The sequence below is a fragment of the Nocardia exalbida NBRC 100660 genome (genome assembly GCF_000308575.1).
Lineage (GTDB): Bacteria > Actinomycetota > Actinomycetes > Mycobacteriales > Mycobacteriaceae > Nocardia > Nocardia exalbida.
This window is the reverse complement of the sequence record NZ_BAFZ01000036.1, coordinates 117466-135334: the sequence shown is the minus strand read 5'-3', so window position 1 is coordinate 135334 and position 17869 is coordinate 117466. Positions and strand designations below refer to the sequence as shown.

Sequence of the window (17869 nt, the reverse complement as noted above, 5' to 3'; positions counted from 1 at the left end):
ACCGGCGGTCATACCCGCACCAGGTCCCGCAGCCGGGCCAGCCGGGCCGGGCCGATGCCGTCGACCTCGCCGAGTTGCTCGACGGAGGTGAAGCGTCCGTTGGCCGCACGCCAGCTGACGATGGCGCGTGCGGTGACCGGCCCGACACCGGGAAGAACGTCGAGGTCGGACTCGGAGGCCGTATTCAGGTCGATCCGACCCGCCGGGCCCGACGGGCGGCTCGGTGCGGCGGCGGATCCGGAGGACGGACGCCCGCCCGCACCGATCGTGCTGCTGCTCTGCTGCGGTCCGCCGGGGCTCGGAGTGACCGGACCGACCAGCACTTGGTCGCCATCCGACAACCGCTGCGCGAGATTCAGGCCGGTGGTGTCCGCGCCCGCGCTCGGGCCGCCCGCCGCGGCGAGCGCGTCGGCGACACGCGACCCTTCGGGGAGGCGGACCAAACCGGTGCGCTGGACCAGGCCGACCACGCTGATGACCAATTCGGCCGTCGGCGGGGGCGGGTCCACGCGCTCCCGTGATGCCGCGACGACGCTCGCCGAAGCGGCAGTACCCGGTGTTGCCGAGGCGACGGCCTGCCCGAGCGCCAACGGTGGCACCGGCCGGGCGATCGGGCGCTCGCGGAAAACGATCACGCCTGCGACGACCATCGCGGCGAGCCCGACGAGCGCGAGCGCACGCACCCCGCGACGCCCCGGATCGAATCGGATGCCCCGCAATCGTTCGGGCACGAGGCGGTGCCGCCAGTCGGGGCCGGTCACCGGCTCCGCCAGCCAGCCGGGGGACCGAACGCGACCGACATCGTCTTCGGACTCCCGGTCGGGCGCCGGATGGCCGGGCAACCGCAAGAGATTCCATTTCCCCGCCCCGCCGGAACTATCGTCCGGACCTGGTTCACCCTGTTGCGCAATACCATCGGCGAAGCCCCCTTCGTGTGTCGATCCGCGCCAGCCCTCGTCCTCGGATCCGGTCGCCCGGGTTTCCACCGCTGTTCCGCCAGAACGAGATGTGGACGGCACTTCCCCAGCCACCGTCTGGGGGCGGTCGACCTGCGGCGTGCGACTCACCGATCCTGAAACCGCTGCAAGTGAGGAGGTTTCGCGGGGAAACGGCGAACGCGCCCCCGCGCCGGACCGCCCCACGCGTCGGGCGGCGGCCCGGGCGGTACTCGACTCGCCGGCCCGATCCGGCTGCCCGATCCTCCGTCCGGATTCGCCGCTGTGGGATCGTGCCGTCGCCCGAATAGACGGTGCCCGCTCGGCTTCCGGCGACGTCGTCTCGGCGCCCACACCGGCCGTTCTGCTCGCGCCGACCCGGGCGGTCAGTTCACCCAATCGCCGTCGTACCCGCTCGCGTTCGTCCTGTCGTGACATGGCGGCGACGGTAGTGCCGCCACACGGCCGTAAAATCTGCCCGACCAGCGGATTCGACGAACCTGTTGATAACCGGAGCGCTGTGCACAACTCGCCCTCGAGCGGTCGGCGCATTCCTCCGAACACGCCGCGTAGTTCGCATACGAGCTTCCCGGGACACGGCTCGGTGGATTCCGGCCGAGCGCACCGAGCCCGCCGGATCCGGGCCGACGCGCCGAGCAGACCGTGCCCCCGACCAGAACCTTCCGGTCGGCAAACCCGTCGGCGCCCACCATGCGGCACCGCAACACGGCGAGCAGATGACCGGCCTCGCCGACGCCGCGGCCGACTCGGCCGGCGGAGCATCAGAGGAATTCCCGGCTCAGCCCAGATCCTTGGCGAAGCAGTTCGACAAGGGCAGTACCTCATACGGCGAGAAGATCGGAATACGGTGATAGCCGCTGCGCTCGTAGAAGCGAACGGCCTCCGGTTGCAGGTGACCGGTTTGCAATATGAGGCGAGGCTGCCCGGCCGTGCGGGCGGCGTCCTCGGCGGCGGCGAGCAGCACGGCCGCGGCGCCCGAGCCACGGTGGGCGGGACGGACGAACATCCGCTTGACCTCGAGTTCCCCCGCGTTCCACCGCAGGGCGGCATGGCCGACCGGACCGCCGGAGTAGGCGACAAAAGTGCTGTGCACGGTGGCCGGGTCGACGGCATTCGGATTAGTGGACAGCTGCTTTGCCAGGTGGGCATACCGCGGCCCGACCTCGGCAGCCATCTCCGCACGCAATGTCACCGCGTCAGGATGCTCCCAGTCGACCGAGGTCACGGTGAGCGGAGAACGGAGCGGCGGCCTCGACACACTCATGCCCCGACGCTAACCACAGGACGAACAGCCCGCCCCTATTCGGATCACCGAGATCGCTGTGTACGGCGACGTTCAGTGGCACCCGCCCGGCACCACCAGCACACCCAGCGCCCCCAGCCCCAAGTGCACCGCCAGCGCGGGTCCGAATTCGGCGACGATGAGTTCTCTGATGCCGGGGACGAGTTCGCGCAACTGGCCCGCGACGGTCTGCGCGGCCTCCTCGGCGCCGAGGTGCTGCACGGCCACCGCGGCACCGTCCTCACCGGCCGCGTCGACCGCCGCGGCGACGAGTTTCGTGTACGCCTTGGAGCGCGTCCGGACCTTCTCGCGCAGCTCCAGCCGCCCTTCCACGATGTGCAACAGCGGCTTGGTGACCAGCTCGCTGCCGAAGAACGTCGCCGCCGACGACAGCCTGCCGCCGCGGCGCAGCTGCTCGGTGCGATTGACCAGGATGAACGTGCGGGCACGCGCGGCGGCGGCGACCGCCGCGTCGTAGACCACGTCCAGCGGCGCCCCGCCCGAGGCTCGGCGCGCGGCGGCCAGCGCGGGCAGCCCGGTGGCCAGCCCGGCCCCCAGCGAGTCGACCAGGCGGACGCGATCGGCGGCGTCCATGTCGCGCACGGCCTGTCGCCCGGCCTCCCAGGTCCCGGACAGCCGACGGGAGAGATGCACCGCGACAACGCCGTCGCCGCCGCTGCGCTCCCAGGCCCGCTCGTAGACCTCGCGCAGCTCACCGGGTGAGGGGGCGGAGGTGGTCACGGTGTCGGAGGCGTAGTCGATATCGACGGGATCCACGCCTTCCCGCATCGCCCGGTCACCGACCAGGACGTGCAGCGGGACAACGGCGATATCCAGTTCGTCGAGGTGTTCGGCAGGGAGGCCGGCGGACGAATCGGTGACGACCACGACTGCCACGGACTACCGAACCTCCTGCAGGGTCTTCACCATCGCGTTGGCCACCGCCGTGTGCCCGTCCCAGCCCCAGTGGATGCCGTCCGGGTTCGCATCGCCGGAGAAGATGTTGTCGCGCACCGCTTCACCGAGGTCGACCAGCGGCACCGAGGTCCGGCCCGACCAGGCGCGCAGTGCCTCGACGGCCCGCGGTCTACCGGAGTGCACGCGACCGTAGGCCGCGCAGTCGTGCACCGACGGCAGTACCGCGACAACGGGCAGGCCGGGGCGCAACTGCGCCAGCGCCGTGCGGGACTGTTCCAGATAGTCGACGCTCACCTGCGGCGGAAGCGCCACGGGCCTGCCGAGTTTCGACAATTTCGGCTGCAACCAGTTGTAGGTGGCGCGCACTACCCTGCGCAGAGCAGGCGGGCGCACGTAGCGGATCAACTCGCGCAGGGCGGTGGGCAGCGGCGAGGGCAGCGTGTCCATACCGCCGACCGCGAAGACCACCGCACCCGCGCGCGGCACCGCGGCCCACACCCGGGGATCGCCGATCAGCGCCCAGTAGGCGTCGCGGCAGGTCCAGCCGATCCGCGCGACCAATTCGACATCCCAATCGAGTTCGGCGGCAACCAGATTCGGCCAGATGCGCGGATGATCGGCGGGCAGTCCGCCCTTGGGCCCGAAGTAGGAGAGCGAGTCGGCGATCACCAGCAGCACCGGGCGCGCGGCTTCGCGTGTTTCGGCCGGCTCGTCGGCGGCAAGGGATTCCGAAGCGGCAGCGGCCGGATCGGACGCCGCGAGTTCGGCTTCCGCTGACACGGCGGGCCCGGTCGGCGCTGTGGCGGGCTCGATCACGGCGTCGGTGGGCGCGGAGATCGCGTCGGCCGCGGACCCGTCCGCCGCCGATTCGCCGAGCACTGCTGTTAGCCCATCCGGCGCGGCGGATTCGGCAAGCGCGTCGGCCGCGAGCTTGTCCGCCACCGTAGCCACCGGTTCACCGGACTCTGCTGCGAACCCGATCGGTGCTGCGGCAACCGATTCCGCGATCGCCGCCACCGCGTTCATAGCAACCGGTTCGCCGGACTCCGCGGATCCATTCGGTGCTGCGGCGAAAGATTCGGCGTCCGCTGTCTCGGCTCCGTCCGCAGCCGAGGCCACCGATTCGCCGAGCGTTTCCGCCAACTCGGCAACCGGTTCCGAGGCGACGGGCGAGGTGTCAGCGGCGGCGCGCGGTCGCGGCTCCGCTCCGGCGACGATGCCGCCGGATACGTCGTCCTCCGCGTCGGATTCCTCGGCAAACTCGGACCGGCCGTTGTTTTCCACGGCCGAGTCCGAGGCATCCCCGGACGTTGCCTCGGGTTCGCGGGCAGCCGGTGTCGGGCCGCCGAACAACGCGTCCGGCAACTGCCGTTCGGGCTTGGCCGACACCTTACGGAACAGTTCGTCGGGGACCGATCTGATCGGCTCTTCAGAGGACATCCGGTGCTACCTTCGCCGCCGCGTTCCACACATCCAGACGCCAGCCGGGCTGTTCGATGCTCGGGCCGTGACTGCTGAGCTGCACCCAGCTGGTGTTGGCCAGTCCTCCGAGGATCGGCCAGTTCTGCGGCGGCAGGTCGAGCAGCGCGGCCGTGAGGGCGGCGATCAGCCCGCCGTGCGCCACCAGGATGATAGTCCGGCCGGGCCAATCCTGTCGCTCGACCAGCAACTCCCGCACCACCGGCAGCGACCGCGCACCGACCTCTAGTTTGCTCTCGCCGTTGGGCGGGGTGTAGTCCGCGTTCAGCCGCCACGTCATGCGCGCGCCCGGGTAGTCGGCGTCGACTTCCAGGTGGGTCAGGCCCTCCCAGTCGCCGAGGTTGGTCTCCCGCAACCTGGTGTCGGGCACGACGGTGAGGCCGGTGTGCTCGGCCAGTGCCGTCGCGGTGTCGAAGGCCCTGCGCAGGTCCGAGGAGTGGATTGCGATGGCGTTGCGCGAAACCAGTTCGCGTGCGGCCTCTTTGGCCTGTCTGCGACCGAGTTCGGTGAGATCGGTGTCGATCTGGCCTTGCATCCGGTCGGCGGCGTTCCATTCGGTTTGCCCGTGGCGCAACAGGATCAAGGTGCGCACGCCGGCATGTCTGCTCACGATCGCGCCTCGTCCTCCGTCGCCGCCGAGCGTGTCTCCGGAGGCCCGGTGAGGCCGGTGACCGGCACGACGGGGCAGTCCTTCCACAAACGTTCCAGCGCATAGAAATTGCGCTCGTCGTTGTGCTGGATGTGCACGACGACGTCGACGTAGTCCAGCAGCGCCCAGCGGCCTTCGCGGGTGCCCTCGCGCCGGACCGGCTTGTGCCCGGCCGCGCGTAGTTTCTCCTCCACGTTGTCGACGATGGCGTTGACCTGGCGTTCGTTGGGCGCCGACGCGATCACGAAGCAGTCGGTGATCACCAGCTGCTCGGACACGTCGAGCACCACCACGTCCGACGCCAGCTTCTCGTCCGCGGCCAGCGCGGCGACCTGCGCGATCTCCACCGATTCGGTCGACGCCGTCATGCCCGCACCTCGCTGCGCTCGCTCACGCTCAGCTACCTTCCGCTGCTCCGGGCACATACAGGTGCCGCTTCGATATGTACTGCACCACGCCGTCGGGGACGAGGTACCACACCGGCCGGTTCTCGGCGGCGCGGCGACGGCATTCACTCGACGAGATCGCCAGCGCGGGGACCTCGATCATGGTCACCGCATCCGCCGGAAGATCCCGCAGGTGCTCTTGAAGGTGATCGATGTTCAGCTCGTACCCCGGACGGCTCACCCCGACGAACTTCGCCAGGTCGAACAGTTCCGCCCAATCCTGCCATGTCAGGATGCTGGCCAACGCGTCCGCACCGGTGATGAAGTACAGCTCGGCACCGGGATGCGCCGATTGCATCTCCCGCAGGGTGTCGACGGTGTAGGTCATCTTGCCGCGATCGATGTCCGCGCGGCTCACCGAGAACCGCGGATTGGACGCGGTCGCGATGACGGTCATCAGGTACCGGTCCTCGGCCGGGCTGACCTGCGTGTGCGATTTCTGCCACGGTTGCCCGGTCGGGACGAAGATCACTTCGTCCAGGTCGAACCGGTGCGCGACCTCGCTGGCGGCGACCAGATGCCCGTGGTGGATGGGGTCGAACGTGCCGCCCATCACCCCGAGCTTGCGGCCGCGCCGACCTCTCTCGTGCATGACTGCCGAGCTTAACGGGTCGCGCACGGCCCGCACGGGCCGGTCAGCGAGGGGCGGCCACCGAACTGTGGACACCCGCCCGCAGTCCGGTCCGCCGCGAGCCTCAGGCGCTGGTTTCCGGGACGCCGCCGATTCGCAGCATGCCGGCCAGTTGTTCGCGGGTGTGCGCAAGTTCCTCCGCCGCCTCTGCCGACCGTTCGGCCAGCAGGGCCAGCTCGGCGGTCAGCGTCCGCATGGAGGTGAGCCAGGGTTCGGGATCGGCTCCGGGGGACACCTGGAGCCATGCCGCCGACCGTAGGCAAGCCGCCCGCGCAGCCACCGCGCCCAGCGGGGCCCACAGCTCGGCGGCGCGGTGGTAGGCCGCCACCGCCTCGTCGTCCTGCCCGCAGTGCTCGAGCGCGCCTGCGGCCGACCACGCCAGCTCGGCGTGCAGCTTCGTCCGTTCCGGATCGTGCTCGACCAGACGCGCCCCTTCGAGGAACTGCCGCGCCGCCTCGCGAGGGCGGTCGAGTGCGTCCAGGGAGCGGCCGAACTGGGCACGCACCACCGCCAGTTCACCGGACGGATATGGGATGGCACCGCCGGCCAGCGCCTGTTCGAAGAGGGCGACCGCCTCCCCGTGGCGCTCGGCGCGGTGGAACGCGCGCGCGGCGACCACGGTGTGGTGCAGCACGTCCGGTTCGGACAGTCCCTCCCAGCGCGCGGCGGCGCGCACCGCGGCGTCGGCCAGATCGAGCTCGCGGTCCGGCTGGCTCGCGATGGCGATGACCAGCTGCGCGCCGAGCCGGGCGGCCTCCTCCCCGGTCAGCACCGGCGTGCCGAGCGCCAGCGCTTCCCGCAGATGCGCTTCCGCCTCCTCGGGCGTATCGGCGAGCCGGGCGGCGCCGAGTTCGGCCAGCCTGCGCACCTCACCGGCTCGATCGCCGGAGAAGTCGTCGGCCGCCGGACCGCTGTCCGGCAGGTGCGCGGCGCGAGGCAGCGTGCTGCGGACACCGAGCGGCAGCCGCTCGAGCAGCGGCTCGGCGGCGAGCCGGGCGGCCGTGCGCAGGCTGACCGCGCTGTTGCCGTTGCGGGCGTCGTAGCGGGCGCACAGCGCGCCGATCTCGGTTTCCAGCTTCGCGCGCACCGATTCCACCGTCCCGTCCGCCAGCGGGAGATCGCCCAGTCGCAGCGCGACCAGCCTGCGCAGCAGCACGCACACACCGGTCGCGAACGCGAGCCGCGCGCCCGCGTCGGCGCCGGAATCGGCCAGCCAGCTCGCGTGTTCGGCGAGGATCTCCAGCCCGCGCGCTTCGTTGCCGGTCAGCGCGCAGAATTCCACGTGCAACGCCACCGACGGACGCAGGTCCTCGGTGTGCCGGACCAGTGGGTACCCGGTCAGGTGCGCGCCGCGCGCGGCCGCGACGCGCCCGGTGCGCACCAGCGGGAGCAATGCCTCGGCCAGCACGCGGTGCGGTTCCTCGGCACACGACCGGTCGCCGTCGAGCACGGGTTTCCACTGCGCCAGCCCGGCCTCGTCGTCGCCGAGGTACACGCTCGTCACACCCCACTCGCTACGCTCACAGGCGTCGCAGTCGGACATGCTGTCGCGCGCGGCGGCCCTGGCCTGCGCCAGCCACGCGGCGGCGGCCGGGGTGTCACCGATCTCGCGAGCGAGTTCGGAGCGCAGCGCCAGCACCGGGCGAAGGCTGTAGCCGCGCTGCCGGTAGCGGTTGTCCAGCTCGACGAACCAGCGATCGATCGTGGACAGCGGTATCGCGGGGTTGTCGATCATGCCCCAGGTCATCCATTTCAGGTACCAGTGCACCGAATGCGTCATCGGGCCCAATTCGGCGGGATGATCGTCGTAGACGCGCAGCAACCTGCCGTAGACGACGGGCACCAGATCGCGTTCGCCCGCGTAGGTGTAGGACTGCGCCAGCTCGAGCAGCACCCTGCCTTCGAGCGCGCGATCCGGACCGGTTTTCGCGGCCGCGGCCAGGGTCTCCAGTCGCTCGGTCCGCGTCCGGCCGTGCGGCAGCGCGTAGATGTGCGCCAGTGCGGCGTTGATCTCGGCGGCGTCCATGCTCACTCCGTCTCTTCGCCGCGGTCAGCGGCGCGTTGGGTGGCCCAGCCGAGGAATTCGCCGAAGGCGCGGTTGAGCAACGCCGTGTCGGCCGCGCTCAGCGGACGGTGGGTCATCAGCAGCGCTTGGCCGTAGAGCGATTCGACCGCGGTTGTCAGGAAGGCCGGGTCGCCGATGCGGGACAACCTGCGCACGATCGGGCTGTGATGGTTGAGCACGAGCTGAGCACGCGGCGTCGTGACCGCCAACGCGCCGAGGATCTCGGCCCACAATTCGTCGGCGTCCTCGGCGGTCTGCGCCCTGGCGCGTTCGTTGCGGGCGGCGCGGCCGTCGAGGTAGAGCGCGGGCACCGTGACCGGGTGGAAGGCGCGCACGATCACATCGCACGCGAGCGGGTCGAGCACGGTCCGCGCCAGCGCCAGCACCGGGGCCAGCGCCAATTCCTCGCCGGGGTCGACCGGGTCGAGCGCTGCGGTGATCGCGACGGCGTCCAGGTCCACCACCTCGACGCCGGGTAGCAGCCGGGGCAGCTGCGCGACCAGCTCGCGGTCGTAGGCGTAGCCACCGTTGACGACGCCGATCCCCTGCGCGGCGGCGGTGGCCGCCACCTGACGGAACTCCTCGACCGTCGCGGTCACCCGCACGGTGCGGTGGTTGCGGGTGAACTCGGTGAGCGGCACGCGCCCGTCGGTGGTCTCGAAATGCAGATGCGGCAGCATGATCCGCAGCAGGTCGGCCGAATGCCTTGCCATCGCCTTCACCCCGAGCGCGTGTACGGACAGGAACGCGGCCAACCGCTGGGGCTGTTCGGCGGCGATCTCGGTGAGCCAGTCCCGGATCCGATCGCCGAGCACCTCACGCACCACGGCGAGCCGCTCGTCCTCGTAGAGCCCCTCCCGCGACGCGGTGGGCCGCAGCGTGTCGGTGTCGATCACCCCGCGCACGAAGAACGCCCAGTCCGGCAGTACGCCGCGCACCGCGTCGCCGAGCAACATTCCCTTCAGGTACACCCGGTGCGCACTGCTTTCGGACGGGTTTCCCGGCTGGGACAGCACATAGGCGACACCGCTGACCCCGGCCGCACCGGCCTCGAGTTCGATGACGTCGAGCGGGGGGAAGCCCAGCGTCCGGCGTCCGTATTCGAGCAGGGCGGCCCTGCGCTGGTCCGCCGACGCGAACACGCGCCGCCAGACCGGGACACCCTCGGTGACCGTCGTCACCCCTGCGTCCGACTCCACCGTCACCTCGTAGGGCAGCAGCGACCCGAACTCACGCGCCAGATCGGTCACCCGGCGTGGCTGGAACCACTCCTGCGCTCCCCCACGCGCGGTGAGCCATACGGAGGTGCCCGGCTCGGCGTAGTCCGCCGGGTCGAGCGCGCGCACCGAATAGGTACCATCGGCCGAGGCCAGCCACTCGACGGGCGGCGCCGTCGGGTCGATGGCCGATCGGCTGACCACTCGGATGGTCTCGGCGACGGTGAAGCAGGCCAGCAGGCCGATCCCGAACTGCCCGAGGAATTCCCGTCGAGCGCCTTCGATGTCGTCGCGCTTGGACGAGCGGCCGATGGTGGCGAGGAACCGGTGGACGTCGCTCTCGGTCAAGCCGATGCCGGGATCGCTCATCCGCAGGCCGGTTTCGCCTACAGTGAGCCGAATCGCGGTGGGCGCCAGCGGATCCAGTCGGTTGCGAGCGGTGACCGCGTCCACAGCGTTCTGCAACAGCTCGCGGAGAAAGACCCGAGGGCTGGAGTAGAGGTGATGCGAGAGCAGATCGACTATCCCGCGCAGGTCGACCTGGAACGAATAGTTGTTGTGCACCGCCGCCGGATCGCGCGGCGTTCTGTTCACCATGGCCGCCGATCTTGTCGGCGCACGCCAAAGGTTCGCTTAACGAACCCTTTCGGTCAGAGGGTCGGGCGCTTGCTCTTCGGCAGCTTGCGCACGACGGCCTCGTAGGAGAGATCGACCAGCTCGTACAGTTCGTTATCCGAGACGGCGCCGCCGAACTGGATGACGTTCCAGCCGTATCGCCCGATATAGGCCGAGGCCGTCACGTCGTCCGGATACACCCGGACCAGCTCGTCGGCCTCCTCACGAGTCCGTCCGCATTTGAGGCCGACCGACGTCGCACCGAGAAAAGCGAAGATCTTGTCGCCGACCTTGGCGACCACGTCGCCTTCCCACGGCTCGTCCTGCCAGGCTCCCGGCTTCGCCAGGCAGTAGCTCAGCAGCGCGGAATCGTCCATGCCGGTCTTCTACACCGGCAGCAGCCGCGAGACAACCGCGGTGAGCTGTTTGGCCGAGCGGCATTCGTGCATCTCGATCACATCGCGATATTTGTCGGCGGCGGAATCGCCGGAGCCCCACTGGCTGCGCGGTTCCGGATTGAGCCAGTGCGCGTGTTTGGCGACCTCGACCAGCGACCGTAGCGTGTTCAACTCGGGGTCACGATAGTTCGTGCGGGCGTCGCCGAGGATCAGCAGCGAGCTGCGGCTGGTGACGGCGTCCGGGTAATCCCTGCCGAACCCGGCAAGCGCGTTGCCGTAGTCGGAGTGCCCGTCCAGCCCGACGACGCTCGCCTCACCGAAGATCCGGGCCATCGACCGATCCAGCTGGGTGTGCGGGTCGAAGAATCGGGTCACCTCGTCGATCTGGTCGACGAACGCGAAGATGCGCACCCGGGAGAACTGTTCGCGCAGCGCGCTCACCAGCAGCAGCGTGAAGTTGCTGAAGCCGGCCACCGAACCGGAGACGTCGCACAGCAGCACCAGTTCCGGGCGGCCCGGTCGCGGCTTGCGGTGCACCAGATCGATGGGGACCCCGCCGGTGGACATGGATGCGCGCAGGGTCCGGCGCAGGTCGATGGCACCGCGACGGGCGTGCCTGCGGCGCGCGGCGAGGCGCGCGGCCAGGATGCGAGCCAAACGCTGGGTGCTGCGCTTGAGTTCGGAGAGTTCGGCTTCGGAGGCGCGCAGGAAATCGACTTCTTCGGCCTGGCGGGCCACGCCGTAGCTCGCCACACGTTCGCGGCCGATCCGCTCGGCGACCCGCCGCCTGGTCTCGGCCTCGACGGTCGCGCGGAAACCGGCGATGCGCTGGCGGGCCGCGCGGCGCGCGATCTCGGCGTCGAACTCGCTCGCGTCCGGCCCCAGGGCCATACCCGCGAGGATCTTCGCCAGCAACGTCTGCGGCTGCACTTCTTTCAGCGCCTGATACGACGAGAAAGACGGGCCGCGGGCGGATTGGTACTGGCCCAGCTGCTCGACCAGCTGCGCGGCCAGCGCTTCCAGCTGCGGGGTCGCCGACTCCTGCGCCAGCAGTTGCGCGAGCAGTTCGCGCAGGGCGGGGATGTCCACATCACCCGAGCGGGTGTGCGGGATCTCGATCTCGTCCTCCGCCGCGGCGCGTTCCCCGACGGCGACCGGGAACCACAGGTCGAACAGACCGTCGAAGGTCGCCCGGTGGGTGGTGCGCCGCAGCAACGAGCACGCCAGCCCTTCGCGCAGGACCTCGCGGTCCATCAGGTCGAGCACGGTCACCACACGGCCCGCGTCGACCGTCTCCGAGGGGCCGACCGGAATGCCGCGCGCCCGCAGCGCCTCCACGAAGCCGACCAGATGCCCCGGAATACCGTGCGGCGCGCTCAGCGACGCGACCTCGGCGGGGACCGACCCGGCCGCCACGGCTCAGGCCAGCTTCAGTTCGGCCAGCGCGCGCTGGTGGTCGCTCTGGTGTTTGAGGACCACACCGAGAGTGGCGCGAACGGTCGTGTCGTCCAGGTCACGCAGGCCCAGCGCCAGCAGCGTGCGGCCCCAGTCGATCGATTCGGCGACCGAGGGCAGCTTCTTCAACTGCATGCCGCGCAGTACGTGCACGATCCGCACCAGTTGCGCGGCGACGGCCGCCGACAGCTCCGGGACCCGGCTGGCCAGGATGCGCCGCTCCAGCTCCTCGTCCGGGAAGTCCAGGTGCAGATACAGGCAGCGGCGCTTGAGCGCCTCGGACAGCTCCCGCGTGGCGTTCGAGGTGAGTACCACGAACGGCTTGCGGCTGGCGGTGATCGTGCCCAGCTCCGGCACCGTCACCGCGAAATCGCTGAGTACCTCGAGCAACAGGCCCTCGATCTCGACGTCGGCCTTGTCGGTCTCGTCGATCAGCAGCACCGTGGGATCGGTGCGCCGGATCGCGGTCAGCAGCGGGCGCGACAGCAGGAATTCCTCGGTGAAGACGTCGGCCTTCGTCTCCTGCCAGTCGTTCTCACTGGAGGCCTGGATGCGCAGGATCTGCTTGGCGTGATTCCACTCGTACAGCGCGCGGGCCTCGTCGACGCCCTCGTAGCACTGCAACCGCACCAGCTCCGCGCCCGAGGTTTGCGCGACAGCCCGCGCCAGCTCGGTCTTGCCCACACCCGCAGGTCCCTCGATCAGCAGCGGCTTGCCCAGCCGATCGGCCAGGAACACCGAGGTGGCGGTGGCCTTGTCCGCCAGGTAGCCCGTGCTCGCCAACCGTTCGAGGACGTCTTCCACCGACGAGAAGACCGGCTCCTGTACTGCGCTCTCCGACACCACCCGGCACCTTTCTTCCGAACCATCCCCCACGCTACGGCAGCGCGGCGCGGACACCGACTCGGCATCGTTCGCGGCCGCCGCGCACCCCGGTCAGACCGGCCGGATCTGGCCCTCGCCCCAGACGATCCACTTCGTCGAGGTCAGTTCCGGCAGGGCCATCGGACCGCGCGCGTGCAGTTTCTGGGTGGAAATACCGATCTCGGCGCCGAAGCCGAACTGCTCGCCGTCGGTGAAGGCGGTGGAGGCGTTCACCATCACGGCGGCGGCGTCGACCCGGCCGGTGAACTCGCGCGCCGCGGCGAGGTCGCCGGTGACGATGGCCTCGGTGTGGCCGGTGCCCCAGGTGTTGATGTGCTCCACAGCCGCGTCCAGGCCGTCGACGACCTTGAGCGCGATGTCCAGGGTGAGGTACTCCTCGCCCCAGTCCGCGTCGGTGGCCGGAACCTGGCCGGGGAGGTCACCGTGGATGGTGACCCCGGCCCGCTCCAGCGCGTCGGTGAGCCGCGGCAGCGCGGTGTCCGCGATGGCGGCGTCGATCAGCACGGTCTCGGCCGCGTTGCACACGCTGGGACGGCGGGTCTTGGCGTTGATCAGGATCCGCTCTGCCATGGCCAGATCGGCGGCGGCGTGCACGTAGACGTGGCAGTTGCCGGTGCCGGTCTCGATGGTGGGCACCTGCGCGTCGCGGACGACCGCGTTGATCAACCCGGCGCCGCCGCGCGGAATGACGACGTCGACCAGGCCGCGGGCCTGGATCAGATGGGTGACGCTGGACCGGTCGTCGCTCGGCAGCAGCTGCACGGCGTCGGCCGGGATGTCTTGCGTGACAAGCGATTCGCGCAGCACCGCGACGAGCGCGGCATTGGACCGCGCCGCCGAGGACGAGCCGCGCAGCAGGGCGGCGTTACCGGACTTGAGCGCGAGCCCGAACGCGTCGACGGTGACGTTCGGCCGGGCCTCGTACACCATGCCCACCACGCCGAGCGGCACGCGCACCTGCCTGATCTCCAGCCCGTTCGGCAGGGTCGAGCCGCGCACCACCACACCGACCGGATCGGGCAGGCCGGCCACCTGCCGCAACCCCGAGGCGATGCCGTCGATGCGGGGCTTGGTCAGCCGCAGCCGGTCCAGCAGCGATTCCTCGGTGCCCGCGGCCCGCGCCGCGGCGATGTCCTCGGCGTTGGCGGCCAGCACCCGATCGGCGGCGGCGAGCAGCGCGTCGGCGGCGGCATGCAGCGCGTCGTTCTTCTGCGCGGTCGTCAGCTGGGCCAATGCCCGCGACGCGACCCTGGCCTTGCGCGCGGCCTCATGCACCACCGCACGGACATCCGGTTGGGTGGTCGTTCCTACCGTCATGGGTACAGCCTACGCAAGGGGGGCAGCGCCGATCCACCCGCTGGGCCGCGCCGACGCGGGCGCGCGGTCACGTGCGCGGCCCTCGCGGGGCGACTACCGTCCGGCGATATGACGGTCGAACCGGACGCTCCCGCGATCGCGGTGCTCGGCAGCGTCAACATGGATCTGGTGACCACGACGGCGCGCAGACCCGTCCCCGGCGAGACGGTCCTCGGCGGCGGCTTCGCCATGGTGCCGGGCGGGAAAGGTGCCAATCAGGCCATCGCCGCGCAGCGAGCGGGTGGCGCGGTCCGCTTCCTCGGAGCGGTCGGCGACGACGTCTTCGCGGGCGAACTGCGCGGCGCGCTCACCGCCGCGGGGGTGTCGGCCGACCGGCTGCGCACCGTCGCCGGGCCGAGCGGCATCGCCACCATCGTGGTGGACGACGACGGCGAGAACAGCATCATCGTCATCGGGGGCGCCAACGCGCGGATGACCGAGCTGGCCGAGGACGACCTGACGGCCATCGCGGCCGCCGATATCTTGCTGTGCCAGTTGGAGATTCCGGTCGAAACGGTCGCCGCCGCGGCCCGCCACGCCCGCGCGCACGACACGACGGTGCTGCTGAACCCTTCGCCGGTGCGCCCCACCCCCGCCGAACTGTGGGCGAATGTCGATGTCGCCGTGGTGAATTCGGGCGAGGCCGAAAAACTGGGCGCGGCTCTCGACGCCGTCGCGCACGTGGTCGTCACCCGCGGGGCGGCGGGCGCGGACTATCGCGGACCGGATGGCGCCCGCCTGTCCCGGCCCAGCCCGCAGGTGGAGGTCGTCGACACCACCGGGGCGGGCGACGCGTTCACCGGCGCGTTGGCCGCGGCCTGGCATCGCGGCCCCGAATGGGCACTGACCTGGGCGTGCGCAGCCGGAGCGCTGGCGACGACCCGGTTGGGTGCGAGCAGTTCGATCCCCGCCCGCGAGGAGATCACCGCCGCCCTGGCCGCGGAGTAACGGCGCGCGCCACGACGGCTCCCGCTGCGCCCGAGCCGATATCGTGAGGGCATGGCCACCACGCCGGATCGCATCCCCGCCGACGGCGACACCGCTCCGATTCACGGGGTCGACGCGTCGATGGTCGCCCTGAGCTTCGTGGACAACGCGGGCATCACGCGCGTGAAAGCCGTCCCGGCGAAGCGGCTGGATCGCGCGTCCCGATACGGCATCGGGGTGTCGCCGTGCTTCGAGACCTTCGCCTTCGACGACGTGATGGCGGTCGGGCGCTATCTCGGCGGCCCCGACGGCGATCTGCGGCTCATCCCGGATCTGGCCGGGCTGACCGAACTGGCCTGCCAGCCAGGCTGGGCGTGGGCGCCCACCGACAAATACACCCAGGACGGCACCCGTTTCGTCGCTTGCCAGCGCCACTTCGCGACACGCCAGACGGCTGCGGCGCAGGCGGCCGGACTGCGGTTGTCCATGGCCTTCGAAACCGAATGGGCAGTGGGCCGCGCCGACGGCACCGAGGGCTTCACACCCGCGATCCACGGCCCCGCATACGGCATGGTGCGGCTCGGGCAGGTCGCCGAATACGCCGCCGACCTGGTCGCCGCGCTCGAACGGCAAGGTGTGGCGGTGGCGCAGTTCCATCCGGAATACGCGCTCGCGCAACTGGAGCTGTCGGTCGAACCGTCCGAGCCGGTCGCCGCCGCGGACCAGGCGGTGCTGGTCCGGCACACGATCCGTCAGATGAGCGCGCGGCACGGCTGGCGGGCGCTGCTGGCCCCCTGTATCGAGCCGGGCGGCGCCGGTTCCGGAGCGCACCTGCACCTCTCGGTGACCGACGAGGAGGGCCCCCTGTTCGCGGGCGGCGACGGCCCGCACGGCATGCGACGGACCGGTGAGGCGTTCCTGGCGGGAGTGTTGCGGGAACTGCCCGCGCTGGTCGCGGTCGGTGCGGGCAATCCGGCGAGCTTCCTGCGGCTGGCGCCGTCGCGCTGGGCGGGGGTCTGGCAGTGCTGGGGCCGCGAGACCAGAGAGGCCGCGCTGCGCTTCGTCACCGGAGTCCGCGGCACCGAGGGGTGGGCCGCCAACGCCGAGATCAAATGTCTCGACGCGACCGGTAATCCGTACCTGATCGTCGGGTCGGTGATCGCGGCCGGGCTCGCCGGTGTGGCCGAACGCTTACGCCTTCCGGCCGAGATCACCGGGGATCCGGCGACTTTCGACGCCGAAGCACGCATGATGTCGGATGTGCGCCGCCTGCCCACCACACCGGCCGAAGCCGCCGACCACCTCGCCGCGTCCGAGGTGCTGGCCGACGCCATGGGCGCCGAACTGCACGACGCGCTGCTCACCGTGCGCCGTGCGGAGGCCGAGCGGTACGCCGCCGCGAGCGCCGAAGAGCTGGTCGCGCTGACACGTTGGCGGTTCTGACATGCTCACCGACGGGGTGCGGCTCACCGATCACCACTGCCACGGCGTCCACACCGGGAACCTGGACCGGCGCGGCTTCGAGCGCCTGCTCGGCGAGGGCGCGCACGGAAGTTTCGATTCCGCGATCGGGCTCGCGGTGCGCCGGTGGTGCGCCCCCGCGCTCGACCTGCCCGCCCATGTCAGCCCGGACGTCTACCTGCGTCATCGCACCCGGCTCGGCGCCAGGGAGGTCGCCGCGCGACTGCTGCGCGCCACCGGGGTGACCCGGTGGTACCTGGACACCGGAATCGGCGGCGGCACAGCGGATTTCGCCGCCCTGGTGGACGGCGAGGTACGCGAGGTGGTCCGGTTGGAGGAGGTGGCCGAGCGGGTCGTCGCCCAGGTCGGCGCGGTGTCCGGGGTCTACGAGCGGATCGAGGCGGAACTGCGCGCGCGGGCCGCCCATGCCGTCGGGTTGAAGACGATCGTCGCCTACCGGTGCGGTCTGGACTTCCCGGTGCGAGATCACCCGCCCACCAGCTTCGCGCCCGAACACCGGCTCACCGATCCGCACGTGCTCGGCTGGCTGGTCGGTCTCGGGGCACGGATCGGCGCCGAGTTCGGTCTGCCCCTGCAATTCCACACCGGGTTCGGCGACCCCGATCTACGCCTCCGGCACAGTGACCCGCTGCTGCTCACCGATTTCCTGCGCCGGACCGCGGGCACCGGGCTGTCGGTGATGCTGCTGCACTGCTGGCCCTTCCATCGCCATGCCGCCTACCTCGCGCACGTCTTCGATCACGTCCACCTGGATCTCGGCCTGACCATTCCCTACGTGGGGCAGCGGGCCGGAGCCGTGCTCGCCGAGACGCTGGAACTCGCCCCGTTCCGGGCGCTGTGCTACTCCTCGGACGGCTACGGGCTCCCGGAATTGCACTACCTCGGCGCCCTGCTCTGGCGGCGCGGGCTCGGCAGGCTCATGGACGAGTGGATCGCCGACGACACGATCACCACCGCCGACGCCGAAGTGCTGGTCAACGCCATCGCCCACGGGAATGCCGAGCGCGTCTACCGGGCCCGATTCGAACACCGCGTGGGCTGACCCTCCACCATCCCGGTCGGTCGGATATTCGGGTGCGCCGGGTGCCGCCGGTACCTACCGTTGACA

General features: G+C 70.8%; 16 protein-coding genes. 3 read left to right on the top strand and 13 right to left on the bottom strand.

What is annotated here, in order from left to right; genetic code table 11:
- Positions 1-8: 8 nt before the first annotated feature.
- From ON29_RS08090 to ON29_RS08030, 13 genes are all read right to left on the bottom strand, one after another.
- Positions 9-842: a ComEA family DNA-binding protein gene (locus ON29_RS08090; RefSeq protein ID WP_245548862.1), complete on the bottom strand. Its 834-nt coding sequence runs from the start codon at positions 840-842 to the stop codon at positions 9-11.
- A gap of 892 nt (positions 843-1734) precedes the next feature.
- Complete coding sequence (locus tag ON29_RS08085) at positions 1735-2220, bottom strand: GNAT family N-acetyltransferase (protein WP_040865524.1); 486 nt, start codon at positions 2218-2220, stop codon at positions 1735-1737.
- Between the two features lie 72 nt (positions 2221-2292).
- Positions 2293-3135 carry a DegV family protein gene (locus ON29_RS08080; RefSeq protein WP_040865523.1) on the bottom strand — a complete coding sequence of 281 codons (843 nt, stop codon included), beginning with the start codon at positions 3133-3135 and terminating at the stop codon, positions 2293-2295.
- A 3-nt stretch (positions 3136-3138) separates the two neighbouring features.
- Complete coding sequence (gene octT, locus ON29_RS37630) at positions 3139-3834, bottom strand: diglucosylglycerate octanoyltransferase (protein WP_040865577.1); 696 nt, start codon at positions 3832-3834, stop codon at positions 3139-3141.
- Between the two features lie 751 nt (positions 3835-4585).
- Positions 4586-5245: a histidine phosphatase family protein gene (locus tag ON29_RS08070; protein ID WP_373283853.1), complete on the bottom strand. Its 660-nt coding sequence runs from the start codon at positions 5243-5245 to the stop codon at positions 4586-4588.
- The gene (gene rsfS, locus ON29_RS08065; RefSeq protein ID WP_040865522.1) at positions 5242-5652 is read right to left on the bottom strand and encodes a ribosome silencing factor; all 411 of its coding nucleotides are present in this window, start codon (positions 5650-5652) and stop codon (positions 5242-5244) included. The genes ON29_RS08070 and rsfS overlap by 4 nt, the downstream gene beginning before the upstream one ends.
- 28 nt (positions 5653-5680) lie before the next feature.
- Positions 5681-6322: a nicotinate-nucleotide adenylyltransferase gene (gene nadD / locus ON29_RS08060; RefSeq protein WP_083863297.1), complete on the bottom strand. Its 642-nt coding sequence runs from the start codon at positions 6320-6322 to the stop codon at positions 5681-5683.
- A 103-nt stretch (positions 6323-6425) separates the two neighbouring features.
- Positions 6426-8387, bottom strand: coding sequence for a tetratricopeptide repeat protein (locus ON29_RS08055; protein ID WP_051174979.1), 1962 nt, complete (start codon positions 8385-8387; stop codon positions 6426-6428).
- A gap of 2 nt (positions 8388-8389) precedes the next feature.
- The gene (locus ON29_RS08050) at positions 8390-10240 is read right to left on the bottom strand and encodes an HSP90 family protein (protein WP_040865519.1); all 1851 of its coding nucleotides are present in this window, start codon (positions 10238-10240) and stop codon (positions 8390-8392) included.
- A gap of 53 nt (positions 10241-10293) precedes the next feature.
- Positions 10294-10635 carry an MmcQ/YjbR family DNA-binding protein gene (locus tag ON29_RS08045; RefSeq protein ID WP_040865518.1) on the bottom strand — a complete coding sequence of 114 codons (342 nt, stop codon included), beginning with the start codon at positions 10633-10635 and terminating at the stop codon, positions 10294-10296.
- A gap of 9 nt (positions 10636-10644) precedes the next feature.
- Positions 10645-12072: a vWA domain-containing protein gene (locus ON29_RS08040; protein WP_040865517.1), complete on the bottom strand. Its 1428-nt coding sequence runs from the start codon at positions 12070-12072 to the stop codon at positions 10645-10647.
- A gap of 3 nt (positions 12073-12075) precedes the next feature.
- Positions 12076-12957, bottom strand: coding sequence for an AAA family ATPase (locus ON29_RS08035; RefSeq protein WP_040865516.1), 882 nt, complete (start codon positions 12955-12957; stop codon positions 12076-12078).
- Between the two features lie 90 nt (positions 12958-13047).
- On the bottom strand, positions 13048-14313 hold the full coding sequence (locus ON29_RS08030; protein WP_040865515.1) for a glutamate-5-semialdehyde dehydrogenase: 1266 nt from the start codon (positions 14311-14313) through the stop codon (positions 13048-13050).
- 108 nt (positions 14314-14421) lie between these two features.
- On the opposite strand from ON29_RS08030, the gene ON29_RS08025 reads away from it, so the two are divergent.
- The 3 genes from ON29_RS08025 to ON29_RS08015 are packed head-to-tail and all read left to right on the top strand — an operon-like array spanning position 14422 to position 17803.
- The gene (locus ON29_RS08025; RefSeq protein ID WP_040865514.1) at positions 14422-15300 is read left to right on the top strand and encodes a ribokinase; all 879 of its coding nucleotides are present in this window, start codon (positions 14422-14424) and stop codon (positions 15298-15300) included.
- Positions 15301-15351: 51 nt separating this feature from the next.
- Positions 15352-16722 carry a type I glutamate--ammonia ligase gene (locus ON29_RS08020; RefSeq protein WP_040865513.1) on the top strand — a complete coding sequence of 457 codons (1371 nt, stop codon included), beginning with the start codon at positions 15352-15354 and terminating at the stop codon, positions 16720-16722.
- Between the two features lies 1 nt (position 16723).
- The gene (locus tag ON29_RS08015) at positions 16724-17803 is read left to right on the top strand and encodes an amidohydrolase family protein (protein WP_040865512.1); all 1080 of its coding nucleotides are present in this window, start codon (positions 16724-16726) and stop codon (positions 17801-17803) included.
- Positions 17804-17869: the final 66 nt, after the last annotated feature.